Raw genomic sequence first — 25,714 nt, forward strand, 5'->3', positions numbered from 1 at the left:
TTAAAGGTTGTGGCGAGCGGACATTCCCACTTTTCGTCATTCCCGCGCACGCGGGAATCCAGTTACACCCCGGCGCTCGTACGCGATGTCTCAGCTGGATTCCCGCGTGCGCGGGAATGACGATTTAAGGGGAAGATGACGTCCGCAATGTCGTCGTGTCCGGAAAGTCTTCTTCAGGACGAAAGGCCCCCGAACCGACATCAAACAGCCCGCTCGAATTTGTCCATGCCGCCTAAAAAGAGCGCGCTTCTGGCTCGCTCCGAGTCCGCGAATCAGTCCACGCAACCCGAGGGCTGATCGATATTCATTTCTTCCGTTGAACGGGCACTCTTTCTGAGGTCGTCCAGGGAGGCAACGCGCTCCAGAGGCTGAATGTCGATCAGCCCTATGATGTCGCCGGATGGTCGAGGCCGCTTACCAGCGCGTCCAGGCCGATGGTGAAGGTGGAATCGAAGTCCATGATCTGGCGCAGGAAATCGCGCATCGGGCCGTTCGTCTCGAAAGTGGTCCAGCCCAGCGTGAAGGAAATGACCACGGCCTGATGGGCGAGGGCCTGCTTGACGTCGAGCCCCAGCGCGGTGAGTGGCGCGGCGATCCTGCCGGCCTGTGCGTCGGGATCGGCGGGGGCCGTGGGACGGGCGATCGCGCATAATCTGGCGCCGTCGCGATGCGAGGCGAGGCTGGCATGGAGCGCGCGGCCGAATTGCCCGAGCCATTCGCGCCAGTCCCGCGCCGCACCCGCGCCGGCATAAGCGGCGCCATAAATGGCGCCCGCCATCAGGCCGAGCAGCTCGGCCTTGTCCGCGACATGCCAGTAGAGCGCCGGCGCCTGCACATCCAGCCGGGCCGCGAGACGGCGCATGCTGAGGCTCTCCAGCCCCTCCTCCTGCAGCAGGCGGAAGGCCTCGGCCACGATCTGGTCACGCGTGAGGCTGGGCAAAGGACGATGGGCCATGGCGCAAGCCTTGACTCCTTAACAGTGTTAAGTCAACATTGGCGGCATGGAGAAGGACGACCGGAGAGCAGGATCATGACCTATGTTCGCAATGCCTGGTATGTGGCCGGCTGGGCGCAGGATCTGAAGGCGGACACGCCGTTCGCGATCACCATCCTGGGGGAGCGGATCGTGATCTGGCGGACCGCCTCCGGCGCGATCCATGCGCTGGAGGATCGCTGCGTGCACCGGCTGGCGCCGCTCTCGCTCGGTCGCTGCGAAGGCGAGCGGCTGCGGTGCATGTATCATGGGCTGCTGTTCGACCCGGACGGCCGCGTGGTCGAGATGCCGGGGCAGGACCGGATCCCGCCGCAGGCCCGCGTCAGGCATTATCCGGTGGTCGCGCGGCATAGCTGGCTGTGGGTCTGGATGGGCGACCCCGCGCGGGCCGACGAAAGCCTCATCCCGCCGGCCGTGGGACTGGACCATCCGGACTATATCCTCGGCCATGGCCAGCTCGACTATGCGGCCGAAGCCCGGCTGATCAACGACAATCTGCTCGACTTCAGCCATCTGACCTTCGTCCACGCCAACAGCTTCGGGTCCGGCCCGCAATTCGCCGAGACCCCGGCCCGCATCACGCCGCTCGACCGGGGCATCCGCTATGAGCGGTGGACGGAGAACTCGATCGGGACGGCATCCCGCAGGAGCCCCGAGCCCATGGACAGCTTCATGAGCTATGACTTCCTGATCCCGGGCGTGCTGCTCATGACCGGCGGCGTCTTCCCGCTGGGCACCGCCAGGGAATGCGATTTCGGCACGCCGGACTATGACAGGGCGGTGAGCGGCGTCACTTTCACCAGCCAGGCCGTGACGCCGATGGCGGGGAAGACGGCGCGCTATTTCTTCTCCTGGGGCCCGCACCGCAGCCATGGGGACGCGGCCCTGCGCGATATGCTGATGGGCATTGCCGCGCAGGCCTTCGACGAGGACAAGGTCATGATCGAAGCCCAGCAGCAGGTCATCGACATGACGCCGGAGCCGCAAGTGATGCCCACGGTGCATGATCGCGGCGTGACGCTGTTCAACCGGCTGGTCGAGAAGCTGGCGCGGGAAGAGCGCACGGAGATGCTGGCGGCCGCGGAGTAAAGTCCCGGCAAAGGGCGCGGCGGGCCCTTCGCGCTTCTCAGCCGCCGATCATGGCGGCGCCGAGCAGGAGAAGCATCTTCACGTCGACGGCATAGCCTTCCTCCCGGCGGGCGGCGAGCCAGGGCTCCAGCTCGCCCAGCGGCACGCGGTGGACGCGAATATCCTCGCCCGGGACGCCGCCGCCCGCGCCGACCCGGTGCAGGTCCAGCGCGCGGAAGAGCCGGAAGCTCTCCGAGACCATGCCGGGCGAGCTCCAGAAACGGCCGAGATCGATCATGCGGCCCGCGCGGTAGCCCGTCTCTTCCTCCAGCTCGCGCATGGCGGCGAGGGCAGGGGATTCGTCCGCGCCTTCATCCCCCACCAGCCCGGCGGGGAGCTCGATGCAGCGCCGCTCGAGAGGCACGCGGAACTGATCGACCAGAATGACGTGGCGGCCGTCCGGCGCTTCGTCGATGGCGAGGATGACCGCCGCGCCAATGCCGCGCGCGCGGCTCACATATTCCCAGCGGCCGCGCCGCCGGGCCGCGATGAAGCGCCCTTCCCACATGGTCTCCACGGGCTGGCGCAGTTCGTCCTCGGGCGTGAGGTCGCTCACAGCTCGATCAGCCGGTCAGGCAGTTCATTGGGATTGTCCACGCTCTTGGGACAATGGGCGGCAAGGATGACGCCGGCCTTCTCGATCGCCCGCTCCATGCCCTGCGCCACCCGGCCCTCGCGCACTTCGTCGATCAGCGCGGCCATGGCGTCGCCCCAGGCTTCCGGCGAGACGGCGGCAGCGATGGTCTCGTCCGCCACGATCTCGGCGCGGTGCTCGTCGAGCGAGAGATATAGCAGCACGCCGGTGAGCCGCGCGGTGCGCGCCTCGGCGGCAGTGCGGAAGAGCAGCAGGGCGCGCCGCCGCACGCGACGCGACTTGGTGGCGCCCGGCGTCACCAGCATGCGCAGCGCGGGAATGGCGAGCAGATAGCGCACGGCCAGGAAGACGAGGATCATGCCGCCGAGCAGGAACAGCAGCAGCATGCGCAGGGGCAGGGCATGCGTCCACTCGCCCAGCAGCCGGATGAGCATCGTTTCGTAGAAGACCGGGAAAGCCGCCGCGAAGGCCGGGACGAGCAGGGCGCACAGCACGGCCCAGTGGAGCCCGACGTCATGATAGGCATCCGAGCGGCGCGCGACGATCGTCACGATCTCGGCATCGGTGTGCTGCTCGGCCCGCCCGATCGCCTCGGTGACGATGCGGTGATCGGCCTCGCTCATGGATATGCGCTTGCCCATTACCAGCCTCCGCTCGCGCCGCCGCCGCCGAAGCTGCCGCCCCCGCCGCCGAATCCGCCGCCGCCACCGCCGCCCCATCCGCCGCCACCGCCCCAGCCGCCACCGCCGCCGTCACGATCCCGGAAGGCCTCGCGCAGCGCCGCCTCGGCGCCCCAGATGATGATCGGGTGAATGCCGCCACGATAGCGCCGGCCGCCGCGCAGGCGCCCGAGCAGGGGCAGCAGCACGAACAGGAAGATGAAGATCAGGAAGATGACGGCGGGGCCGATGCCGTCCGCCTTGCCGCTGCGCTGGCTCTGGCCGGCCTGCGCGGCCAGCTTGCGCTGTTCCTCGGGCGGCAGCTCGATGATGCGGCTGATCTCGTCCACCCCGGCGCGAATGCCGCCGGCCATGTCGCCGGCCTTGAAGCGCGGCGTGATGACGTCCCGGATGATCCGGCCGGAAAGGGCATCGGTCAGCACCGGCTCCAGCCCGTAGCCCACCTCGATGCGCAGCCGCCGCTCATTGGGGGCGACGAGCAGGATGACGCCGTTGTTGCGCTCCGCCTCGCCGATGCCCCAGGCGCGGCCGAGCCGGTAGCCGTAATCAGCGATGTCATAGCCTTCCAGGCTCGGCACCGTCGCGACGACGAGTTGCCGGCCGGTGGTGCGCTCCAGCGCTTCCGATTTCTGCGTGATGGCCTCGACCGTCGCCGGATCGAGCAGGCCGGCCGCATCCACGACCCGGCCGGTGAGCGGCGGGAAGCTCTGCGCCAGCGCCGCCCCGGAGGGCAACGCCAGCAGCAGCAGGGCCATCATGGCCAGCCAGAGGCGGGGGAGCGCGTTCATCGCGTCGAGCAGGCGCCTTGTCGCCAAGGCGGCGCGCTCAGCTTCCGTTGAACATCGCGCCGACGTCGGGCGCGGTGTCGGCGCCGGCCTTCGCCTCGAACGGCGTCAGCGGCTTGGCGCCATGGATGAGCTTCGCCCCGATCATCTCCGGGAAAGTGCGGATGCGCGTGTTATAGTCCTGCACGGCCGCGTTGTAATCGCGGATGGTGATGTTGATGCGGTTCTCGGTGCCCTCAAGCTGCGTCATGAGATCCGCGAAGCGCGCCTGGCTCTTGAGCTCGGGATATTGCTCGACAGTGACGAGCAGGCGCCCGAGCGAGCTGCTGACATTCGCCTGCGCGGACTGGAAGGCCTCCACCTTCGCGGGATCGGACAGATCGTCCGGCGTGAGCTGGACCTGCGTGGCGGATGCGCGGGCCTGAATCACGCCTTCCAGCGTGCTTTGCTCGATATTGGCGGCATTGCGCGCGACGGCGACGAGATTGGGGATGAGATCGGCCCGGCGCTGGTAGGCCGCCTGCACGTCCGCCCATTTCGCCTTGGCATTCTCCTCGGCGGTCGGCACGGAATTGATCCCGCAAGCCGCGAGCGCCAGCGGCAGCAGCAGCGCGACGAAAGCGCGGAGCAGACGGGTGGGAGAGTGACGGGAAGCCATCGCGGTCAATCCTCTTCAAGAGCGGTGTATCGCCAGAGTGATACGCTAAATAGGCGGTTGATCGACCACTCGCAACGAGATTAGCTCTAGGCGCTTCGCGGGCGGCACGGTGCCGGCCAAACTGGGAGGAAAAACCATGCTCTCCGAATTCAAGGCATTCATCGCGCGCGGCAATGTGCTCGATCTGGCGGTCGGCGTCATCATCGGCGCGGCATTCGGCGCCATCGTCAGTTCGCTGACCGAGGACGTCATCATGCCGGTGATCGGCCTCATCCTGGGCGGTCTCGACTTCTCCAACCACTTCCTCGTGCTCGGCACGGCGCCCGAAGGCACGCCCCGGACGCTCGAAGCGATGAAGGAAGCCAATGTCGCGGTGCTCGCTTATGGTAGCTTCGTCACGGCCGTCATCAAGTTCCTCATCCTGGCCTTCGTGATCTTCCTGATCGTGCGCCAGGCCAACCGCCTGCTGGGGCGGCTCAAGGAAGAGGAGAAGAAGGAGGAGGCAGCCGCCCCGAGCGGCCCCACCGAGATCGAGCTGCTGGCCGAAATTCGCGACGCACTGAAGAAGTAATCTCGCTTCGTCCCGCAACAAGGGCGCCTCGCCGCTGCACCAAGAACCTTACGCGCGGCGAGCGCTTTTGTTTCCCGTCCCGTCAGCGTGCGGGCAACAACAGGAGACTGACGCGTGAAACCCTTTATGATCATCGCCGCCATGACCTCGGCCCTGGCATTGGCGGCCTGCGATTCCCAGCAGGCGCAGAACGTCGAAGAAGCCTATGACAATCAGGCGGACATGATCGATAACCAGGCCGACCAGCTCGAGCAGGCCAGCGACAACATGACCGGCGCGGCCGCAGCCAATGCCGAGAACCGCGTGGACGCCCTGGAGAACCGCGCCGACGCCGTTCGCAACATGGGCGATGAAAAGGCGGACGCCATCGACGGTCACTGAACAAAGACCTGGAAACCAGCGGATCGATGAACAAGGCCCGGCGCGGAAGACGCGACGGGCCTTTTCATCGGCCGGATAATCCCTATATCGGGGATCGCCGGTTCAACCGGCTATGGCGATAAATTGTAGCGTGCAATAGACGCAGCGGACCCGGGGGCGGTACCCGGCGGCTCCACCAGAAACGGCCTGTCGCACGTGCGGCAAGCCGCTCCTGACGGGGCCGAACTAGGATCGACGTGTGTTGAAAAGCGTTGCTTTCGCTCGGGCTGAGTAACCCGTTAAAGGCTCAAAACCCATAAGTGCCAACGACAACGAAGCACTTGCTCTTGCAGCGTAATTGAGGGCCTCACGGCCTGACATTACCCTAACAGAACGCGGTTGGACCGAACCGGGCAACAGAATCGGATTCCAGCGGCACGGGGAGCGCCGGGCAACAGAAGCTCCCCACCTTCCTCCTCATGGTTCGTCTGTGTCTTGAGCGCTGGTCGGCGTTCGGTGTCGCGGACCCTGCATGCCCTGTGCTCCCCGTTCCGAAAGGCGCCGTGCGACTGCGGTGGGGCGCTTGCCTGCTGCCGCGTGCCGGCCCCGTGCCGCTGCCGCGAATCGGGTTTATGCGGCCGGAATGTTGTTTGTTACACTATGATGACAGATGCTGTGCAAGCTCAATAAATTCACATTTTATAATCTAAATACAGCGGCTTATCGGCAGAGAAAATTTTTTTCGATCGATTGTGCTCGAGTCATAAAACTGAAATAATCCCCTCACGAGTTTTCGTTCTCGGAGAGGAATCGCAATGACCGTCACACTGCTTAAAATCGTCGGAGGCGCCGCAGCCGCGGCCCTGGCTGCATCGGCCGCAGGAGCCCAGTCCAATGATGCGTCGGGCGGCTATGCCGCCGCCGCCATCACCTCGGGGCAGCTCGATGAAGCGGAGCGCATCCTGCAGCCGGCGAGCCGCGCCGATGCCAATGATCCCGCCCGGCTCCTGAATATGGCAACCGTCTATGCGCGCACGGAGCGCTTCGTCGAGGCGCGCGCGGCACTGGCCCGCGTCCAGGAACTGCCGTCCGAGCCGCTGGAGCTGGCGAATGGCAACAGCTATCCCAGCCATGCCATCGCGGCGGCCATGCTGGGTCGGCTGGAAGGGCGTCGCTAGGGCGATCGGCCCTGGGCCATTTTCGGTTCGCCATGAAAAGCCATGCGGGGCGGGTACGATTTGATCGTGCCCGCCTTCGCCGTCTCGCGCTCGGCACGGCGAAACGGGGAGCTCGTTGAAGGCGCATGGAGCCGCGCCGGGGAGGTTGCCTCCCGAGACTGTGCTTGGGCGGCGCGAACAAATTCGTGGACGTTCAAGGAACCAGAAGAGCGCTTTCAGCTATTTTCTTTCGTTATTCCGGGCTTGCTCCGGGATCCCGCTGCCTTGCTCTTGTGGGGGCCGGCCGGTTTGAGAGAAGGAGAAGCGGGATCCCGGAGCTGGTCCGGGATGACATCGTTCATGACGGGATATGGTGCGCCGTGATGGCCTGCACGATCTCTCGTCCGCCTTCTTCTTCCGGCGTCGGGTGCGCGGGGCTGCCGGCTTCCGGAGCGGAATGGCCGAAGGGCGCACCCGGGCGGCATAGGGCAGAGCTCAGGAAACAGACTCAGATAGACTCGGCAGGCCTTGGGCTCAGGGCGGGTGTTACGACGATGCGTTTCGCGCCGGGCCATGATTTAGAGCGTGTGGACAAATTCGAATGGCCGCTTTTTGCAGGAGACTTCCATGAAGCTGCCTGTCGGGACACGACGCCAATGGAGACGTCACCTCGTCCCACATCGTCATTCCCGCGCATGTGTAGTGTTTCGGATGGTTGGCATGAAGCCTCTGGGGTAGAGAGAGGCATGACGTGGCTGAGGAGTCGCGGACTATGCTGATCAAGCTTCACCGGAATGCGACCACGACCCCGCGCCAGCGGGCTTATATCCAGGCCAGCGACAAGAGCGTTGCGGACCTGGCGCGTGAACTGGGCGTCAACCAGAGTTGCATCCGCCGCTGGAAAGGGCGGCGTGATACGATGGACCGGCCATCAACACCCCACCGCCTGATGACCCGCTTCTCAACCGAGGAAGAGGATATCGCAGTCGAACTGCGCTCCCGCCTTGCCCTCTCGCTCGACGATGCACTCGAGGTGATGCGCCGCTGTCTGCGCGCCGATATCTCCCGCGCCGCTCTCTACCGCCTGTGGCGTCGGCATGGCATCGCTGCCCCGCGCACCAGCGATCAAGGCGCTGGCGCAAGCCTGCCCTTCGATCCTGCACCCTTCGGCTATGTCCATGCCGATCTCAAGCATCTGCCCCGCCTGCTCGGCAAACCAGCCTATGTGCTTGTCGTCATCGAGCGGGCAACCCGCTTCGTCCATGTCGACATCCTCGATGATCGCAGCGCCGCAACCCTCGCTGCCGCCTTCGAGCGCTTCCTCAAAGCCTTCAGCCATCCCGTCCACACCGTGCTGACAGATAATGGCAGCGAGTTCACCGATCGCTTCGGTGGCGCCTACTGGGGCAAACGCAACACCGGAACAGGCCGCCATGCCTTCGATCAGGTTTGCGCCGCCCATGGCATCAAGCACAAGCTCACACGGCCCTATCATCCCCAAACCAACGGCATGGTCGAGCGTTTCAACAGACGTATCAGCCAGGCCATCGCCGCTCACCCCGCAAACAACCAAAATGCAGGCCGAAACCACTTCTCTTCACATCAGGAGCGCAACAGCTTCATCCGACAGTTCGTCAATAACTATAACCGAACAAGACTGCGATGCCTCGCATACCACGCCCCAGCGCAACAACTTGCCATCCTCACGAAACACAACACGCACGCGGGAATCCAGCTGAGACCTCGCGTACGAGCGCCGGGGTGTAACTGGATTCCCGCGTGCGCGGGAATGACGAAAAGTGGAAATGTCCCCTCCCCACCGACATTCAGGCCACAGGGCCTGCAAGCCGAGTGCCCTGAAAGCGGACACTCGCAGTTTTCTGCGATTTTGTCGGTGTTACAACCATAACCACTTGTCCCGGACTTGCTCCGGGATCCCGCTTCTTCCGGTTCTCAAACCGTCTCGACCCGCCGATCTTCAAGGCAGCGGGATCCCGGATCGAGTCCGGGAGGACGAACGCCGCGGATAGCGCCGGAAGGACCGCGCCGAAAAGAGATGGGGCGGCCACCAATGGGGCCGCCCCGTCGCGCCAAGGGGTCAGGCGCGATCAGAACTTTACGCTGAAGGACGCCTCGAAGCTGGTCCCCGGCCTGTACAGATTATAGTAGATCCGGTTGGTCTCGTTCTCCTGCACTTCCTGATATTTCGTGTTGGTGATGTTGCGCACCTCCACTTTCAGTTCGCCGGCCAGCTTGCCGAGGCTGATGCCCTGGCGCGCCACGAAGTCCAGCGTGAAGTCAGGCTTCTCGACGATGTCCGGCAGCCCGGTGGAGCCGCGCCGCGTCACGCGCTTGCTCGCATAGTTGATGAGCAGCGTCTGCTGCGAGAGACGGCTGGTGTCCTCGAAGCCGAGCTGGAGATTGACGAGGTGATCGGACTGGCCGGTGAGCGGCGCGCCGTCGCGGAAATAGTTGCGCGCGGGCTGCGAGCCCACACCGTAGATCTCCACCGTCTCGTCCTCGCCTACCTTCAGCTCGGACTGGGTATAGGTATAGTTGAGCACGGTCACGAGCCGGTGATCGGTGTCCGCGATCGGGAAATATTTCTGCAGCTCCACCTCGGCACCGTAGAGCGAGGCTTCCGGCGCATTGGCAAAGCCGGTCAGGTCTACCGCGCCGCTGAGTCGCGACACGAAGGCCTCGATCGGGCGATCGATCTTCTTGTAGAAGCCGGCCAGCGAGAAGCGCTGTTCGCGCGCGAAATACCATTCGTAGCGCACTTCCGCGTTGAACAGCTCGCTGTCCTGCAGCAGCGGATTGCCCTGATAAATGACGTTGCTGTCCGGATCATAATATTGCTGGAAGATCAGCTCGCGGAACTGCGGCCGCGCGATGGTCTTGGATGCATTCGCGCGCACCTGCATGTCGCCGAAGGAATAGGTCAGCGTCGCGGTCGGCAGCCAGTAGTCGTTCTTCAGCGCGTTGGAGGGGCTGCTGTTGACCGGAACAGTGAACACCTGCACCGGGCGCACCGACTGGTAGCCGCGCTCGTAGCGGACGCCCGCATTGAGATCGAGCCCGTCGGCCAGCCCGGCCTGCAGCTGCGCATAGCCCGCATGCGTCTTCAGGCGTGCGCGGAACGCGGGATCGCTCTCCGTATTTTCCAGCAGCCGGTAGCGGAAATACTCTGCCGGCGCCTGGCCGAGCAGATAGTCGGGGCGCAGCAGCCCGACCTCGATCGGCATGTCCGACTGCGCTCTCACGATGAACTCACGGCGTTCGGACGTGCGGATCGTCTTTGTATAGGCATAGCCGATGGTCGCGCGGACGGTGGGCAGGATCGGGTAGCTCAGGTCAATGCCGCCCGAGAGCAGGTCCTCGTTGAGGTTCGAGAAGGCAAAGCTCGCCGAGCCCTGGTTGCCGTCCAGCCTGTTCACGAAGAGCTGGCCGAGCGGATCGTCGGCGCCATTGGTGCGAACATAGGTGTAGGAGAGTTCGTACGGCGCCTCGCGCTGCGAATTGGCGTAGCTGCCGCGCAGGTCCACGCTGAGGTCACCGAAGCGGAATTCGCCCACCACCTGCGTGTCGATGAGCTGACGCTCGTACCAGGCGGTATCCTGATCGAGAAAATCCCAGTCCGGGCGGTTCTCGTTGTTCTTGCCGATGCCCAGGCGTGACTGCTTCACGGTGTCGCGCACATAGAGATTGGTCCAGCGCAGCTTCTGATCGCCGAACTCGGCGCCGAAACCGAGCAGGCCGTTCACGACCACGCGATTGTCGGTCACCACCCGGCGCACGTCGCGGGCGAGCTCGGAAAGATCCTGGCTGGCTGCGTTCTGCTGGGTGATATCGCGCGTGCGCCATTTGCTGCTCCAGCCGGCGGTCGCGATCACGCCGAGCGTGGCTCCGCCAACGTCAACGCTGGTGCCCGCGCTCATCGAGACGCTGCCGCTCGGCGGCATGTCATGATTGCGCTGGAGGACGGCATTGTTGGCATTGGCGATCTGACCGATGATCTCGGCATGATCGCTGGCGACGTCGCCGATCCGGTTACCGCTCTTGAAGAAGGCGGCGAGCGCCGGCGGCGCGTTGCGGGTGCCGTTGTCGAAACCCGTCCAGTCGCTCTTGGAACCGTAATAAGTATAGCCGAGCCGGCCGGTCGTCTCGCTGTTGAAAGCGAGCCCGCCCGAGACGCTCAGGAAGCTTTCCTCGGGAACGGCCTTGGTGGTGAGGTTGATGACGCCGCCGCCGAACTCGCCGGGGAAATTGGCAGAGTAGCTCTTCTGCACCATCGAGGAGGAGACGATGTTGGTGGGGAACAGGTCGAGCGGCACGACGCGCTTGAGCGGTTCCGGGCTGGGCAGCGGCGAGCCGTTGAGCAGGGCAAGCGAGTAGCGATCGCCAAGGCCGCGGACATAGACATAGCCGTTGCCGACCACGCTGAGGCCCGTCACGCGGGCGAGCGCGCCGGCAATGTCGCCTTCGCCCGTACGCGCGATCGATTCCGCCGAGAGCACCGAGACCACGGCGGGCGCGCTGCGCTCGATATTGCCGGAGCGCCGCCCCGTCACGATGATTTCGCCGCCGCCGGGGATGGAAATGTCCGGCTGATCGTCCTGGGCCAGGTCGGGCGAACCGGCCGTGTCGGATTGTCCGGTGCCGGCCGTGTCCTGCGCCCAGGCGGCGGAGGTGGTCAAGGCAGTGGTCACAAGCAGCAGACCCGCGAACCTGAGCGGCGTCAACATCGATAATCCCCTTATGCCGTTAGTAAGACGGGGCGGATGCCGAGCGTGATGCCCGCTCCGCCCCATGCTCGATGTTTGCGCCTCAGGTGATGGGCAGGGACGTGCAGGCGCGGAACGGCTCGCTGGCATTGTCGAACGAGACGGTCGCGGAATTGCAGGTCCAGCCCGCGTACCAGGTGTCGTTCGCGTCCTTGAACGCGCCGATATAGTTGGTCGCGGTGAAGAACGAGCCGAGCGTCGTCACGTCGAAGGCCGGCACGGCCGTCTCGGTGGCGCCGTTCACGAACGTATTGACCAGCGAGGGCGTATAGGCGGCGCTATTGTTCGCCCCGGCCTCGAAGATCGCCTGCACCTGCGCAGCCGTCACGCTGTTCGAGCCGATGAACGGGCTCGCGCCACCGCACTGCATCTGGAACGAGCGGAAGACCGGCGCACCGGCTTCGTCGATCGCGGGATCGGCCGTGGTCGAGGCCGTCTGCGCGCGGCTGATCCGCAGGCAGGAGAAGTTCGGGCTCACCAGGACGCTGTTGGCGATCGTGTAGTCCGCGCCGCCGCGGATCAGGATCGCGGACGAGTTGCCGATCGCGGTCGAGCGGGCCAGGAAGGTCGCGTTGGCGATCTTCGTGTTCTGGCGCGGCGTCTCGCCGTCATTGGCATTGTCCGTATCGGCCTCGATGATCGAGTCACCCACCGAGCGCTGCACCGCGAGCACGAACTGGAGGTTTGCCTTCACGCCGGTATCGGTGTCGATCGCATCGTCCTCGGCGCCGTCGACGATCAGGTGCTTGATGTTCACCACGCCGCCAAAGGCTTCCATGCCGTCGTCCGAGCTGTTGTGCAGCTGGAGATGGTCGAGCTGGGTCCCGGAGCCCACGCCGCCCAGCGTCAGGGCCTGCAGCTCGGAGTTCGAGCCGAGGACATAGCCGGAGTAGCGGATCTGGACATAGCTCATCCGGCCGCTGTTGTCGGTGGGCGTCGCGCCGCCGAAGAAGGCCTGGGCAGCCGCGCCTTCGGTCTGACGCGAGCATCCCGCCGTGCCGGGCGTCGCGCCGCTTTCCTGGCAATCGGTGGTCGGCGCACGGCCGAGCAGCACCACGCCGCCCCACTGGCCGGACGAGGCATTGGTGTTGAGTCCGAGCACATTGTCGCGGCTCGTGAAGATGATCGGCTTGGTAGCGGTGCCCACGGCGTTGATCTTGTTGCCGCGATTGACGGCCAGCCACGAAACGCCCGTGCCGCCATAGACGATGACGCCCGGCTCGATGTTCAGCGTCACCGAGCTGATCGTGCAGGTGCCCGGCACCGCGGATTCGCTCGGACCGCGGTCGCAGCCGACGTCGACGCGTCCCGGCATCTGATAGAGCAGGCCCGCGATCTTGGGCAGGGTGACGTTGGTGCGGATCTGATTCGGCAGGCTGCAGACGCGCCACGTTCCGGTCGGGCCGGAGATGGTGCCGGCGTCGGTCAGGCCCTGCGGATCGGCGATCGTCGGGCAGCCGCTGGCGGGAGTGACGGTCGGCGTGGGTGTCGGCGTCGGCGTGGGGGTCGGCGTCGGGGTCGGCGACGGCGGATAGTTGATCGTGATGTCTCCGCCCCCGGGGGAAGCGATGTCCTGAGCGCCGCAGCCAGCCAGAAGCGGCAGTGCCACGCCAGCCAGCATCATGTTCATGGTCCGAGTGATAGATTTCATCGTCTTCTCCGCTGCCGGGTTGGTCCGGATTGTCGAATGCAGGACGGCTTCCGGGATCAGCGAATCTGACCTTCCCCCTTGCGCCCTCGGCGGCGCAGCTACGGGAAGAGTATGACGGCGGGATGCCATTCACGTTTCACCGCGATGACGGTTTGATTGCAGATTTGTTGCAAAGCGTATGGAAAGGCCCGCGAAGGCAGTATTCATGCCGCCCGGGGCGAAGCAGGGGCGCTCTTAGGCGTGGATAAATTCGGAGGCAGGCGAATGTCTGCTTCGCGAACGCGATGAAGGATGTTTGACGACGGCAAAGTTGGGATAACTTGCCTTTGACGTTGGGACTAGCTGCCTTCGAGGTCGTCAACGTTGATCCAGGAGATCAAAGTCCCTTGGTTCTCATGGGCAACGCGAAGTGCTCCGGTCAAAAGACTAGTAATGTCGCTTGGACGAACAGCCGTGTTCTTCCTCCAAAAAACCCTCTCGAGAGCATCTTTAAGCTCATCAGGTCTGGAGGCCATTTGCCAACCTGCCGAAATCATGGCTTCATTGGCTATTGGGACTGAGTGTTTTGGAAGATCCAATCGAATCTCAATTAGCCTTTCGCGGGTGCTATCGCTCTGATCGTCCGCGATCATTGACCAGAGGTAGTGCTCTGGGTCGAGAACCCTGGCCAACGATTGTTCAAAGCTATTCAGGTCAGCGTGCCCCCGATTTTAAGTGTCGCAGACACAACGAACGTAGCTTTGTATCGGCATCGACAAACGTCCGCAACCGCGTCGAAACCTGAGCCCGTCCTTTCAGCAGGAAGGTCGTGCTGAGCAGTTGTTCTCCTACCTACTCCGTTCGGACTGAGCTTGTCGAAGCCCTGTTCTTCTCCTTTTATACATGGCCAGAAGGACAGCCCTTCGACAAGCTCAGGGCGAACGGGTGGTTGAGCGATGGCAGCAATGTTGTCGTGTCCGCACAGACCGCTTTGAGGTCGCGCCGCCAGTATGGAGGAAGGCTTAAATGTTGTGGGGAGCGGACACCACAATCCTCAGGTAAGGCGCGTGCTCAAACGTTCCTATAATTGATGAGCTTGAAGATACTGGGCACGCAAAATCTTGTTGGCGAGCCGCCTAAGCGAGCGCAGGCTATTGGTGCGAAGAATATGCTCCGCCAGCCGTCGGTTTCTATTTGTGCCAACTTCATCGGGCGGAACCAAGGACACGAGCCCCGGTCGATGCGGAACCATCGAAATCCCATACCTGCGGATGAAAGGCAAAAGACCTTGCCGTTTCAGAAACTGCACAGAATAAACTGGCGGTGAGAATTCGGGCGACAACGTCCTGATCGCGCGCCAGTTCAATCGAGAGCCGCGAGGGAAGCCATACAAGGGTCTAGACAAAAAGTTCCTTCCGAAAAGGCGAGGTCCATCTAGGCTACGTTTAGTCTGAAATGTCCGCAATGCCGTCGTATCCGAACAGTCTGCTTTTGAGGTCTCACCCCTCATTTTCTGCCATTGGGCTCTGCGCTTTTAACCACGTTTCCTAGACCAATGTGGAGGCCATGGTGGCGCACCATATCGTCATTGATGGCATCCTCCCGGACTTGATCCGGGATCCCGTTGCCTTGGATCTTGCAGGTCCAGCCAGTTCGAAACCGGAGGAAAGCGGGATCCCGGATCAAGTCCGGGAGGACGAACGGAAAAGGCTGAAAGCTCGCTTCTGGCTCCTCACTGTCCACCAACTTATCCATGCCCCCGAGCGGCGACCATCGCCCCTTGCCGGCCCCTGCCACGCTGCGACAATTTGCGACAAGTTTTGCGCCCGGCGACAAAGTCCCGCGACAAAGGCGGGCTATACCCCATTTCAGCGCTTCTCCCACGGCGCTGAAGAGAATGAGCGCGCCTCCCACCGTGCTCAGAGTGACTCCCACAGTCCCGCTCGGGCCCCTCCCTCCCACAGGGAGGGGCCAAGGCGTTTCCGGCGGATCAGCCGGTCAGCCGGCGGTCCACCCTCCATCCACGCTGATATTGGCGCCGGTGATGTTGCTGGCCGCGTCCGAGCCCAGGAACAGCGCGATTTCCGCGACCTGTTCGGCGGTCACGAACTGCTTGGTCGGCTGGCCGGCCAGCAGCACGTCGTTGATGACCTGTTCGCGCGTCATGTTCCGCGCCTTCATGGTGTCGGGAATCTGGTTCTCGACAAGCGGCGTCCAGACATAGCCCGGCGAGATGCAATTGGCCGTGACGCCGAAAGTCGCCAGCTCAAGCGCGATCGTCTTGGTAAAGCCGGCCAGCCCGTGCTTGGCCGTGACATAGGCCGACTTGAACGGCGAGGCGACGAGGGAATGCGCGGACGCGGTCTGGATGATCCGGCCCCACTTCTTCTCCTTCATGTAGGGCACCGCGAGCCGGGTCGTGTGGAACGCCGAGGTCAGGTTGAGCGCGATGATGAGGTTCCACTTGTCGACCGGAAAGGACTCCACCGGCGCGACATGCTGCGTGCCTGCATTGTTGACGAGGATGTCCACGCCCCCGAAGGTTTCCGCCGCCTGCGCCATCATCGCCTCGATCTCGTCCGCGCGGGTGAGGTCGTGCGCGGAATAGATGGCCTTGCCGCCGCTCGCGGCTTCCAGAGCCAGCCGCTCCTGCTCGATCGCGCCGGCATCGCCGAAGCCATTGATGACGATATTGGCACCTTGCGCCGCGAAAGCCTTGGCATAGGCAAGCCCGATCCCCGAAGTGGATCCCGTTACCAGCGCCGTCCTGCCTTTCAGAGTCATGCCTGCTTCTCCTTGATGCCACTCGGTTCGAGATCGAACGTCGCGCTCTTTCCGCTGATGATGTTCTGCGCGATCAACTGATTGCCGCGCTCTATCACGGCGGATACGGCTTCGCGCCCCTGAGTCCAGTGGTCGATCATCGTGCGGCGCGAGAATTCGAAGTCCCGCGCGCCGCGCTCCCAGGCGCGGGAACGGTAGATGAGATGGACGATATTGACCGCGCCTTCCTCGACGACGGCGGCAAGGGCCTGCGCCTGCGGCGTCCCGGCGAGGTCCGGCGGCAGCACGTCCAGCAAGGCGCGGATCATCTCATGCTCGTGGCGCTGGCGCAGATAGGCATCCGTCACTTGCCGGGTGCGGCTGGAATATTGGATATCCTTCTGGCGCGACCATACGTCGGTCATTTCCTGAGGCAGAGAGCCGGTGGCCGGAAAGAGATCGATCTGAAAGATGAGCAGGTCGCCCGTCTGATGCTCCAGCACATGGGAAAGCGGCGTGTTCGAGACGAGACCCCCGTCCCAATAATGCCGGCCGTCGATCTCCACCGGCGGCAGGCCCGGCGGCAAGGCGCCCGAGGCCATCACGTGCCGCGCGTCGATCCGCCCCCGCCACCGGGGATCCTCATTGTCGAAATAATAGAAATTGCCGCTTTCGATATCCACGGCCCCGATCGAGAAGCGCATGGGCCCGTGATTCAATCGATCCCAGTCGACGAACCGGTCCAGCGTCTCGCGCAGCGGGGTGGTGTCGTAGAAGCCGAGCGCTTCCGGCGAGCCGGCGGGCGCCCACCAGGGCGGCAGGATGTTGGGCCGGAAGAAGCCCGGTATGCCCCACAGCGCGACCGCGCCGGCCGCTGCGAGATGCGCGGCCTCGCGGATATCATGCTGGTCGGGAAGGCAGAAATTGGGCAGGCCGCCGCTTACCAGATCCCAGAACGCGGTGAGCCGCTCGCTGCGATGCTCCGGGGCGTTGCCTGCGATGATCGCGGCATTCACCGCGCCGATCGAGATGCCGGCCACCCAGTCGATGCCGATCTCCAGCTCCGCCAGCCGCTCGACGACGCCTGCCTGGTACGAGCCGAGTGCGCCGCCTCCCTGAAGGACGAGGGCCACCTGCTCCGGCAGCGGTACGGGGGCCTGGCCGGAATGACGTGGTTTCTTGGGCATATCCATGGTGCAGTGCAATATCGCAGTTTCGCTCAGGTCGCCATCATATCAAGGGACGAGTCGACCTGAATGTGGGATGTCCGGCATTCCCGGGCGCTGCTTTCCAACCGCCTTTCAAGCAGCTAGGTTTGGCGCGAAACGCAGAGTGGAAGGACGGGCCGATGCGCCTCGATGACCAGCAGGAAAGCCGCAATTACGAGATCCAGCGGGGCGGCGGTGGTGGCGGCTTTGGCGGCGGCGGCATGCTCTCCATGCTGATCCCGCTCATCGGCAGCCGATTCGGCCTGGGCGGCATCGTGATCGCGATGGGCGTGGTCGCGCTGCTCAATTATGGCGGCGGGCTCACCGAGTCCGCAGGGCCCGGCACCCAGGTCGAGCGCGGCGCGGCCGGGGAGCGCGGCAGCCTCACCCAGGTGCAGAGCTTCTCCCTGAAAGTGCTGGGCACCACCGAGCGCGTCTGGGACGAAATCTACCGGGAGCAGGGCCAACGCTACACACCGGCCGTTCTCTCCTTCTATTCGCAGAGCGGCCAGTCGGGCTGCGGCGCGGCGCAATCGGCCATGGGGCCCTTCTACTGCCCGCTCGACCGGAAGATCTATCTGGACACCGACTTCTTCCGCGAACTGCAACAGCGCTTCGGGGCGCCGGGCGATTTCGCGCAGGCCTATGTGATCGCGCATGAAGTGGGCCATCATATCCAGAATCTGGAAGGTACGCTCGGCGAGGTGAACCAGGCGCAGCGGCGCCTGAACGCCACGGAGGCCAATGCCCTGCAAGTGAAGGTCGAACTGCAGGCCGATTGCTATGCCGGCGTCTGGGGCCGCAGGACTGGCCTCATGGAGCCGGGCGACATGGAGGAAGGCATGCGTGCCGCCGAGGCGATCGGTGACGACACGCTCCAGCGTCAGGCCGGCCAGCGCCCGATGCCGGACAGCTTCACGCACGGCTCCAGCGCGCAGCGCATGAAATGGCTGCGGCGCGGCCTGGAGACGGGCGATCCGGCGCGGTGCGACACGTTCTCCACGCCCTGACCCCGTTCCGCCGAATCAACCGGCGTGATTCGCCCGACAACGCGACACCGGGCGCCTCCTCGCATCACGAGGGCCGGCAAGGACAGGCTGACGCTACGTCATCCGTCGCCCGGACCAACGCAAATCAACCACATACCGCCGAATTTCGTTTCGGAACTGCGCTGTCCGGAACACACCCGCCCCCTCTTCGCGGAAGCGAGAGAAAAGGCCAAGGATATTCCGTATACGAATCGCGGGACCACGGACTATCTTTTTATCAATATTAATCAGCATGTTATGAGTTGGTTAGAAATTTTGCACGGCAAAATATCATTTTCGCACTTGCAGCAAATTGAGGTTGTGGTAACTAGAACAGGCCTTTCAGGCATCCTCTCCTAAGACTCATGGGCCGGCCTCTTCGAGGCTGGCCCTTTTTTTTTGCGCGGAATTGCACTAGCAAGACCCGTCTCGCGCGCTTCAAAAAGATTGTTCGGAGAGGAGCCGCCGGTAAGACCGGCACGCGTCGCGTGACAAAGCGGAGGATCGAGCGCTTGGATGGCAGCTCTCCTCCGCATTTTCGTTTTCAGGGACGTTCATGCTCAGCGAACCGGCATCCGTGCCGGACACGCCGCCTTTCAGGGCCTCGGGGTCGCCTTGCTCACCAGCTTGCGAAGAAAGGGCGGCCCGCTCTCGGCCGGACGGGCACCGACTGGCTTGCGGGCGGCCCGGGGATCGATCGATCCGTCGAAGGCCATGCCGATGCGGTCGCCGCGCACCCATGTCACGCGCCCTGCAACATCGCCGACACCGCGCAGCCTGACGACCAGCCGGTCGCCATCCCGCAGATGCGAGTCGCAGTCGGCCATGAGACCGGTTTCGGAAAGATTGCGGACGCGCGCCTTGCCGAGCGGCTGCCCTGCTTCGTCCAGCAACGTGGTCAGCAGGAACAGACTGTCCCGCTTCGCGCCGCGCTTGGACGCCTTGTCAGGTGCATCGCTGTGCAGGATCGGCGTGGGGTCTGATTCTGCCATGGGGCCCGATCTGCCATGGCCATGGTATAGAAAGATTTAAAAGCGGCGCGTTTCAGTCGTCGCGAGAGACTTTTTCCTGCCGCTCGTGCCGCTCCTGCGCTTCCACTGTCATGGTGGCGATCGGCCGCGCTTCGAGACGGCCCAGCGAGATCGGCTCTCCCGTCACTTCGCAATAGCCATATTCGCCTTCGTCGATCCGGCGCAGGGCGGCATCGATCTTGGAGATGAGCTTGCGCTGCCGGTCCCGCGTACGCAGCTCGATGGACCAGTCGGTCTCGCTCGAGGCGCGGTCGTTAAGGTCGGGTTCGCGCAGCGGTTCGCTCTGCAGCACCGCCAGGGTGCCTTCCGCTTCCGCCAGGATCTGCTTCTTCCATTCAAGCAGCCGGCGCCGGAAATATTCCTGCTGCCGCGGCCCCATGAACTCCTCGTCCGCCGAGGGACGGTAGCCTTCCGGCAGATCGATGCCAGAGCCACCGGCACCGGAGATGTCCTTTTCCGACGAACCTGCAAGGGAAGCCATCAACTACTCCGCGATCTTCCGGTACCCTGTCTCGGGCGGCTCTGGCGCGGGCCTATAAAGCGCCCTCAGGGACGAAACAAGCTATCTTTCCGAGCCCTTGAACCGCCGCTGAACACCCGCAATTTCGGGTTCGCCATAATTCACTTCCCCATCCCAAGTCATTACTTGAAATCATTCTGTGCCCGATTGGAACATTAACCATATCTCTTACGAATATCGGCGATGAATCAGTATTAACGGGCATCAAAACGAAGTTAATTGGATTGAAGTTAAGGTTTTATTTTGCGTTGTAGGCAATTGAATTGCCCGCTGCCGGAAACGTCAACCGCGAGCACAGTTCGGAAGAGTGGCTGAACATGTCTGTAAGAATGGCCTTGGCAAAATTGTGCGCCTGCGCATGCGGTGGAGCGATCGTCGGTGGCGGCGCGCTTCAGCTCGCTGAAACGGCGCGACCGGCGGTGACCACCCAAACCAAGCGGAAAGGCGCTTCCCCGCTGGTCAAGGCGCCGCCCCGCCAGATGGTGAAGGCCCGCAAGGCCGTCCGCACCCCGAAGCCCAGGCCGGCGCCCACCGTCATCACGGTCCAGACGCAGGCGCCGCCCGTCCCCATCGCGCGTCCGCTGGCAAGCGAGATGCCGAGCATGGGCGGCGGCACCTCCGGCGGCGTGGTCCTGGGCGGCAGCGGCGGCTTCGGCGGGGGCTTTGGCGGCGGTTTCTTCGGCGGCTTCTTCGGCGGCGGTGGCAGCGGAGGGGGCACGGTCGTCATTTCCTCGACCACCACCGGCGGCTCGACGTCGACCAGCGGCGGCTCCACCTCGACGAGCGGCGGCTCCACCAGCAGCTCGACGGGCGGCGTCTCGACATCCACGGGCGGCGTCAGCACGACGTCCAGCTCGACCTCGGGCGGGGTCAGCACGTCAACCGGTGGCGTCTCAACCTCGACAGGCGGCGTTTCCACATCCACCGGGGGCGTTTCGACATCTAGCGGTGTCTCCACATCCACCTCGACCGGCGGCTCCTCGACCTCGTCTTCGTCGAGCAGTTCGTCCTCCTCGAGCAGTTCCTCGTCCAGCTCCTCCTCAAGCAGCTCTTCGGGCGGCAAGGGATCGTCCGGGTCCTCGGGCTCGTCCGGATCATCGGGCTCGTCCGGATCGTCCGGGTCTTCCGGATCGTCGAGCGGGTCTTCCAGCTCATCGTCCAGCAGCTCGTCGTCCAGTTCCTCCAGCGGCTCGTCTGGGTCGAGCGGATCGTCCGGGTCCAGCGGCTCGTCGGGATCGAGCGGGTCCTCGTCCTCGAGCAGTTCCTCGTCGAGCTCCTCCTCGTCTTCGAGCAGCTCTTCCTCGTCGTCGAGCGGCGGCACGGACGTGCCTGCGCCGCCCGTGGCGCTCCTTTTCGGCGGCGCAGCGGCGGCCCTGTTTGCGGGGCGGCAATGGGTGCTTCGCCGGCGGAACGACGAAGAACAGGACAGCGACGGGGAAGACCGCGCCGCCTGACCGGGCCCGGCCGCGAGAGACCCGGCCCGCCCTCGCCAGCGGACGGCCACCCTTCCGCCCTTGATCGTGCCCGGCCGGCGGGGCATAGGCGGGCCGCCATGCACGACATCAGGATCATTCGCGAGAATCCGGGCGCTTTCGACGCCGGTCTCGCCCGGCGCGGCCTTGAGCCGCTGGGCACGCTCATCGCCGTGGAGGACGCGCGCTGGCGCGCCGTTTCCACCGCGCTGCAGGAGGGACTCGCGCGCCGCAACGAGGCGAGCAAGGCAATCGGCGCGGCGATGGGCAAGGGCGATACCGCCACGGCCGAGGCGCTGAAGGCCGAAGTCGCCGAGCTCAAGAGCCGCCTGCCGGAGCTGGAAGCCGAGGAAAAGGCGCTGGCCGAAGCGGTGCAGACTCGCCTCGCCGCCATCCCCAACCTGCCGGCCGCCGACGTGCCCGATGGCGCCGACGAAACCGACAATCGCGAGGAGCATCGCTGGGGCACGCCGCGCAGCTTCGATTTCGAGCCGCGCGACCATGCCGATTTCGGCCCTGCGCTGGGGCTGGATTTCGAGGGCGCCGCGGCCATGTCCGGCGCGCGCTTCGCGGCCCTGCGTGGACCGATGGCCCGCCTCCATCGCGCCCTCGCCCAGTTCATGCTGGACAGGCAGAGCGGCGCGAATGGCTATACCGAGGTCAATCCGCCGCTGCTGGTGCGCAGCGAAGCGCTGTTCGGCACCGGCCAGCTTCCCAAGTTCGCCGAGGACCTGTTCCAGACCACGGACGGCCGCTGGCTGATCCCCACCGCGGAAGTGAGCCTCACCAATCTCGTGCGCGAGCAGATCCTGCAGGAGGCCGAGCTGCCGCTGCGCTTCACGGCGCTCACGCCCTGCTTCCGGTCCGAGGCGGGATCGGCCGGGCGCGATACGCGCGGCTTCATTCGCCAGCACCAGTTCGAGAAGGTCGAGCTGGTCGCCATCTGCACGCCCGAGCAGGCCGCGCAGGAACATGCGCATATGGTCGCCGCCGCCGAGGGCATCCTGCAGGCGCTCGACCTGCCCTATCGGCGCATGCTGCTGTGCACCGGCGATATGGGCTTTGCCGCCGCGAAGACCTTTGACCTGGAAGTCTGGCTGCCGAGCCAGAACACTTATCGCGAGATCAGCTCGGTCTCGACCTGTGCCGATTTCCAGGCCCGGCGGATGAACAGCCGCTACCGGCCGGAGGGCGAGAAAGGCACCCGCTTCGTCCACACGCTCAATGGCTCGGGCCTTGCCGTGGGCCGGACACTCGTCGCGGTGCTCGAAAATTACCAGAATGCCGATGGCAGCGTGAGCATCCCCCCGGTTCTGCAGCCCTATATGGGCGGAATCGATATGCTCAGGCCGGCCTGATGCGCATTCTCCTCACCAATGACGATGGCGTTCACGCGCCGGGGCTCGAAGTGCTCGAGCGCATTGCCCGCACGCTCTCCGACGACATCTGGATCGTCGCGCCGATGGAGGAGCAGTCCGGCGCCGGGCACAGCCTCACGCTCTCCCGGCCGCTGCGCGTGCGCAAGCATGGCGAGAAGCATTACAGCGTCTCGGGCACGCCGACCGACGCTGTGATGATGGCGATCGGCCATCTGATGAAGGACCAAAGGCCGGACCTGGTGCTCTCCGGCGTCAATCGCGGCGCCAATCTCGGCGAGGACGTCACTTATTCCGGGACGGTTTCTGCCGCCATGGAAGGCGCCATCTCGGGCGTGCGGTCGATCGCGCTCAGCCAGGTCTATTCGCGCGAGGGGCTGGGCGATGCCATCCCCTTCGAGGCGGCCGAAGCCTGGGGCGAGCGCGTCGTGCGCGCGCTGCTTGCCCAGCCGGGCCGGGCAAGGACGCTCGTCAACGTCAATTTCCCCGCGCTGCCGGCCGATGCGATCAGGGGAATCAAGGTCGCCCGGCAGGGCTTCCACCAGGTCGACCGCACCCGCATCGTGCGCGGCACCGACCCGCGCGGCTATGACTATTTCTGGTTCGGCCTCGATCACAGCGATTCGGCACCCGAGGACAGCGATCTGGCAGCCGTGGCGGAAGGCTATATTTCGGTCACGCCGCTGCATTTCGACCTGACGCATGACGCTTCGCTGGCCGCATTGCGCGAAGGCCTCACGCCCTGAACAGCCCCTCCCGGGTCCGGCCCTTCGGCCCGCTTGGGAGTGCGCCATCATTCGCGGATGCAAAAAAACGGAGTCGCCCGACGGGCCCGTTGTCCCGTTGCGGTACGCCCGGACATGGAAAAACGGCCGCGCCGACCTGCCCGAAGCCAGCTTTTCAGGGACATTCCCATCCCTTTTCCGACGCGCGGAGAAGGTTAATTTTCGATTAACCACATTTGACACGCTCCCGCAGTTGCGCAATCATACCCCATGCGGCTTGCCTGACCGAGGGCCGCACACAAGTGGGAGATATCAATGAAAACGACGCTCAAGGCCCTCGCGGCCGCGACTGCGCTTACGGCGGCTGCACTGGTCGCCGCTCCGGCAAGTGCCGGAACCCTCATCCTCGACGTGACCGATGTGGACAGCGTCGATGGTCTGGGCAGTCCTGACAACGTCTTCGGCTTCTTCAACATTGGCGCCGGTTCGCTCGTCACGTCGATCGCCTGGGACCTGGTGATGTATGCCGACTCGCCGTCCTGGCTCAGCGAGATGTCCATCTATTTCGGTGACTCGGCCGGGCTGAGCTCCGTCATCCTGACGCCCGCCGTCGGGGACACCTTCCCCGGTACCGGCGCTTATGCCGGCAGCGGCTATCTGCCCGATCTGGGTCTCGATTTCGCGGTGGGCGCCGATGGCCTGCTGTACATCGAGTTCTTCGAAGCCTTCGACGACTTCCCCAATGACTGGGACGGCTTCTATCTCTCCGGCACGCTGACCATCGACTATGACGAAGTCGGCGGCCCGGTCGCGCCGATCCCCGAGCCCGCCACCTGGGCGATGATGATCGGTGGCCTGGGCGCCGCCGGCGCGATGCTCCGTCGTCGCAAGGCCAATGTTTCGGTGAACTTCGCCTAAGCATTGAGATAACAGGGAAAGGGGGTCGCCGGCGCACAGGCCGGCGACCCCTTTCTCTTTTCCGGTCCCGCCCGTGGCGGCGCCGACCGCAGCATCGGCGCTTTTTCGCGACCTGGGCCACTGCAGACATACTGACAAACGGCAGGCACGTCCGACGCGGCTTGCCCGCCGGGCCGCGTGCTGGCAGAAGCACGCTCGATGCTGCGTCGCGACGATCCGCGGGCCCCGGTGCCGGCCTTTCTGAGACGCCGCTCCGCTTTGCCCATGTGGGCGGACCTGGCATGGCGCGTCGGGCTGATTTTCGCGCTGGTGTCGGCCGTGCTGATCGTCCACTGGATCGAACGCGATGGCCTGCAGGACAATCTCGATGGCCAGATCAGTTTCATCGATGTCCTTTATTTCACCACCGTCACCGTCACGACGGTCGGCTATGGCGACATCGTTCCGGTCACCGATTCGACGCGGCTTTTCGAGACCTTCTTCGTCACGCCGATCCGCATCTTCGTCTGGCTCATTTTCCTCGGAACGGCCTATCACTTCGTCTTCCGCAACGTTTGGCACAGGTGGCGCATGTCCCGTATCCAGAAGTCCCTGACCGGGCACATCGTGGTCGCCGGCTATGGCACCAGCGGGGCCGAGGCCGTCCGCGAGCTGATCGCCCGCGGCATGAAGCCCGAGTGCATCGTCGTGATCGACGGGCAGGAGGAGTCTCTTGCCCTGGCGGAAGCGGTGGGGTGCAATGTGCTCAAGGGAGATGCCACGCGCGACCAGACGCTGAACGATGTGCGCGTCAGCCAGGCACGCACGCTCATCGTTTCCGCCGGCCGGGACGACACGTCCATCCTCATCACGCTCACCGCCCGCCATCTCGCGCCCCATCTGCCCATCAGCGTGGTGGTGCGCGCGAGTGACAACGAGCAGCTCGCCCGGCAGGCAGGCGCCACCACCGTCATCAATCCGGTGAGTTTCGCGGGCCTGCTGCTCGCGGGCTCCTGGGAAGGGCCGCATGTCGCCGATTATATCGCCGATCTCGCTGCCACGGGGGGACGCGTAAAGCTCAACGAGCGGGCAGTCCAGCCCGGGGAAATCGGCAAGCCGCTCTCCAGCCTCCGCCCCGGCATCGGCGTCCGGGTCTATCGGGGAGGCCGGCCGATCGGTTTCTGGGAGCGGGAAGCACAGAGCCTGGCGGCGGGCGACATGATCATCGAGATCATCCAGGGCGCGGGCGGAGAACCGGGCGGGGAGCCAGACGGGACGGGCTGAGTCCCCGCAATATCGTCGGTCCGCCGGCCACTGTCATCCCGTTCACCGATGAAAACCGCGCGCCGACT

At 64.6% G+C, this 25,714-nt stretch carries 23 protein-coding genes and 1 other RNA gene; 11 read left to right on the forward strand and 13 right to left on the reverse strand.

The genetic code is table 11. From position 1 onward, the window contains the following. Positions 1-385 precede the first annotated feature (385 nt). A complete protein-coding gene (locus tag SLG_RS16160) occupies positions 386-955 on the reverse strand; it encodes a TetR family transcriptional regulator (protein WP_014077575.1) in 570 nt (189 codons plus the stop codon). Positions 956-1,030: 75 nt separating this feature from the next. Between SLG_RS16160 and SLG_RS16165 the strand changes: the two genes are divergently transcribed. After that, on the forward strand, positions 1,031-2,083 hold the full coding sequence (locus SLG_RS16165; RefSeq protein WP_014077576.1) for an aromatic ring-hydroxylating dioxygenase subunit alpha: 1,053 nt from the start codon (positions 1,031-1,033) through the stop codon (positions 2,081-2,083). 37 nt (positions 2,084-2,120) lie between these two features. On the opposite strand, the gene SLG_RS16170 is transcribed toward SLG_RS16165, so the two are convergent. From SLG_RS16170 to SLG_RS16185, 4 genes are read right to left on the reverse strand one after another with little or no spacing between them, the layout of a single operon-like run. Continuing rightward, positions 2,121-2,630, reverse strand: a complete 510-nt coding sequence (locus SLG_RS16170; protein ID WP_051003885.1) for an NUDIX hydrolase — start codon at positions 2,628-2,630, stop codon at positions 2,121-2,123. Between the two features lie 44 nt (positions 2,631-2,674). After that, positions 2,675-3,358 carry a TPM domain-containing protein gene (locus SLG_RS16175; RefSeq protein WP_014077578.1) on the reverse strand — a complete coding sequence of 228 codons (684 nt, stop codon included), beginning with the start codon at positions 3,356-3,358 and terminating at the stop codon, positions 2,675-2,677. Next, the gene (locus SLG_RS16180; protein ID WP_014077579.1) at positions 3,358-4,185 is read right to left on the reverse strand and encodes a TPM domain-containing protein; all 828 of its coding nucleotides are present in this window, start codon (positions 4,183-4,185) and stop codon (positions 3,358-3,360) included. Before SLG_RS16180 ends, SLG_RS16175 begins: the two co-directional genes overlap by 1 nt. Before the next feature lie 37 nt (positions 4,186-4,222). Then, a complete protein-coding gene (locus tag SLG_RS16185) occupies positions 4,223-4,840 on the reverse strand; it encodes a LemA family protein (protein ID WP_014077580.1) in 618 nt (205 codons plus the stop codon). A 136-nt stretch (positions 4,841-4,976) separates the two neighbouring features. On the opposite strand from SLG_RS16185, the gene mscL reads away from it, so the two are divergent. The 5 genes from mscL (at position 4,977) to SLG_RS21075 (ending at position 8,837) form a co-directional block, all read left to right on the forward strand. Then, entirely contained in the window at positions 4,977-5,411 is a 435-nt protein-coding gene (gene mscL / locus SLG_RS16190) for a large conductance mechanosensitive channel protein MscL (RefSeq protein ID WP_014077581.1), read from the forward strand. Positions 5,412-5,537: 126 nt separating this feature from the next. Beyond that, positions 5,538-5,792 carry a hypothetical protein gene (locus SLG_RS16195; protein ID WP_014077582.1) on the forward strand — a complete coding sequence of 85 codons (255 nt, stop codon included), beginning with the start codon at positions 5,538-5,540 and terminating at the stop codon, positions 5,790-5,792. Positions 5,793-5,849: 57 nt separating this feature from the next. Further along, positions 5,850-6,202: a transfer-messenger RNA gene (gene ssrA / locus SLG_RS20695) on the forward strand. A gap of 384 nt (positions 6,203-6,586) precedes the next feature. Next, positions 6,587-6,949, forward strand: coding sequence for a tetratricopeptide repeat protein (locus tag SLG_RS16200; RefSeq protein ID WP_014077583.1), 363 nt, complete (start codon positions 6,587-6,589; stop codon positions 6,947-6,949). Positions 6,950-7,700: 751 nt separating this feature from the next. Next, positions 7,701-8,837 (forward strand): DDE-type integrase/transposase/recombinase, encoded by a 1,137-nt coding sequence (locus SLG_RS21075; RefSeq protein WP_014077584.1) that lies wholly within the window; start codon positions 7,701-7,703, stop codon positions 8,835-8,837. Between the two features lie 199 nt (positions 8,838-9,036). On the opposite strand, the gene SLG_RS16210 is transcribed toward SLG_RS21075, so the two are convergent. The 5 genes from SLG_RS16210 to SLG_RS16230 all read right to left on the reverse strand — a co-directional run bounded on the left by SLG_RS16210 (position 9,037) and on the right by SLG_RS16230 (position 17,298). After that, a complete protein-coding gene (locus SLG_RS16210; RefSeq protein ID WP_014077585.1) occupies positions 9,037-11,673 on the reverse strand; it encodes a TonB-dependent receptor domain-containing protein in 2,637 nt (878 codons plus the stop codon). Between the two features lie 82 nt (positions 11,674-11,755). Then, a complete protein-coding gene (locus tag SLG_RS16215; protein ID WP_014077586.1) occupies positions 11,756-13,363 on the reverse strand; it encodes a hypothetical protein in 1,608 nt (535 codons plus the stop codon). Between the two features lie 338 nt (positions 13,364-13,701). Continuing rightward, positions 13,702-13,995 (reverse strand): hypothetical protein, encoded by a 294-nt coding sequence (locus SLG_RS21815; protein WP_158512734.1) that lies wholly within the window; start codon positions 13,993-13,995, stop codon positions 13,702-13,704. Between the two features lie 1,345 nt (positions 13,996-15,340). Further along, positions 15,341-16,126 (reverse strand): 3-hydroxybutyrate dehydrogenase, encoded by a 786-nt coding sequence (locus SLG_RS16225; protein WP_014077587.1) that lies wholly within the window; start codon positions 16,124-16,126, stop codon positions 15,341-15,343. Beyond that, positions 16,123-17,298, reverse strand: coding sequence for a patatin-like phospholipase family protein (locus tag SLG_RS16230; RefSeq protein ID WP_014077588.1), 1,176 nt, complete (start codon positions 17,296-17,298; stop codon positions 16,123-16,125). The genes SLG_RS16225 and SLG_RS16230 overlap by 4 nt, the downstream gene beginning before the upstream one ends. A 155-nt stretch (positions 17,299-17,453) precedes the next feature. Between SLG_RS16230 and ypfJ the strand changes: the two genes are divergently transcribed. Further along, complete coding sequence (ypfJ, locus tag SLG_RS16235) at positions 17,454-18,323, forward strand: KPN_02809 family neutral zinc metallopeptidase (RefSeq protein ID WP_014077589.1); 870 nt, start codon at positions 17,454-17,456, stop codon at positions 18,321-18,323. 614 nt (positions 18,324-18,937) lie between these two features. Here ypfJ and SLG_RS16240 read toward each other — a convergent pair. The 3 genes from SLG_RS16240 to SLG_RS22000 all read right to left on the reverse strand — a co-directional run bounded on the left by SLG_RS16240 (position 18,938) and on the right by SLG_RS22000 (position 21,213). After that, complete coding sequence (locus tag SLG_RS16240; protein WP_014077590.1) at positions 18,938-19,333, reverse strand: PilZ domain-containing protein; 396 nt, start codon at positions 19,331-19,333, stop codon at positions 18,938-18,940. Positions 19,334-19,385: 52 nt separating this feature from the next. Continuing rightward, complete coding sequence (dksA, locus tag SLG_RS16245; protein WP_014077591.1) at positions 19,386-19,853, reverse strand: RNA polymerase-binding protein DksA; 468 nt, start codon at positions 19,851-19,853, stop codon at positions 19,386-19,388. 430 nt (positions 19,854-20,283) lie between these two features. Then, positions 20,284-21,213, reverse strand: a complete 930-nt coding sequence (locus tag SLG_RS22000) for a hypothetical protein (protein ID WP_070098735.1) — start codon at positions 21,211-21,213, stop codon at positions 20,284-20,286. A gap of 231 nt (positions 21,214-21,444) precedes the next feature. Between SLG_RS22000 and serS the strand changes: the two genes are divergently transcribed. The 4 genes from serS (at position 21,445) to SLG_RS16270 (ending at position 25,646) form a co-directional block, all read left to right on the forward strand. Then, positions 21,445-22,722, forward strand: coding sequence for a serine--tRNA ligase (gene serS, locus SLG_RS16255; RefSeq protein ID WP_014077593.1), 1,278 nt, complete (start codon positions 21,445-21,447; stop codon positions 22,720-22,722). Then, positions 22,722-23,486, forward strand: coding sequence for a 5'/3'-nucleotidase SurE (surE, locus tag SLG_RS16260; RefSeq protein WP_014077594.1), 765 nt, complete (start codon positions 22,722-22,724; stop codon positions 23,484-23,486). Before serS ends, surE begins: the two co-directional genes overlap by 1 nt. A gap of 294 nt (positions 23,487-23,780) precedes the next feature. Further along, positions 23,781-24,383 (forward strand): PEPxxWA-CTERM sorting domain-containing protein, encoded by a 603-nt coding sequence (locus SLG_RS16265; RefSeq protein ID WP_014077595.1) that lies wholly within the window; start codon positions 23,781-23,783, stop codon positions 24,381-24,383. Positions 24,384-24,581: 198 nt separating this feature from the next. Continuing rightward, positions 24,582-25,646, forward strand: coding sequence for a potassium channel family protein (locus SLG_RS16270; protein ID WP_014077596.1), 1,065 nt, complete (start codon positions 24,582-24,584; stop codon positions 25,644-25,646). Positions 25,647-25,714: the final 68 nt, after the last annotated feature.

The sequence above is a fragment of the Sphingobium sp. SYK-6 genome, from assembly GCF_000283515.1.
Classification (GTDB): domain Bacteria; phylum Pseudomonadota; class Alphaproteobacteria; order Sphingomonadales; family Sphingomonadaceae; genus Sphingobium; species Sphingobium lignivorans.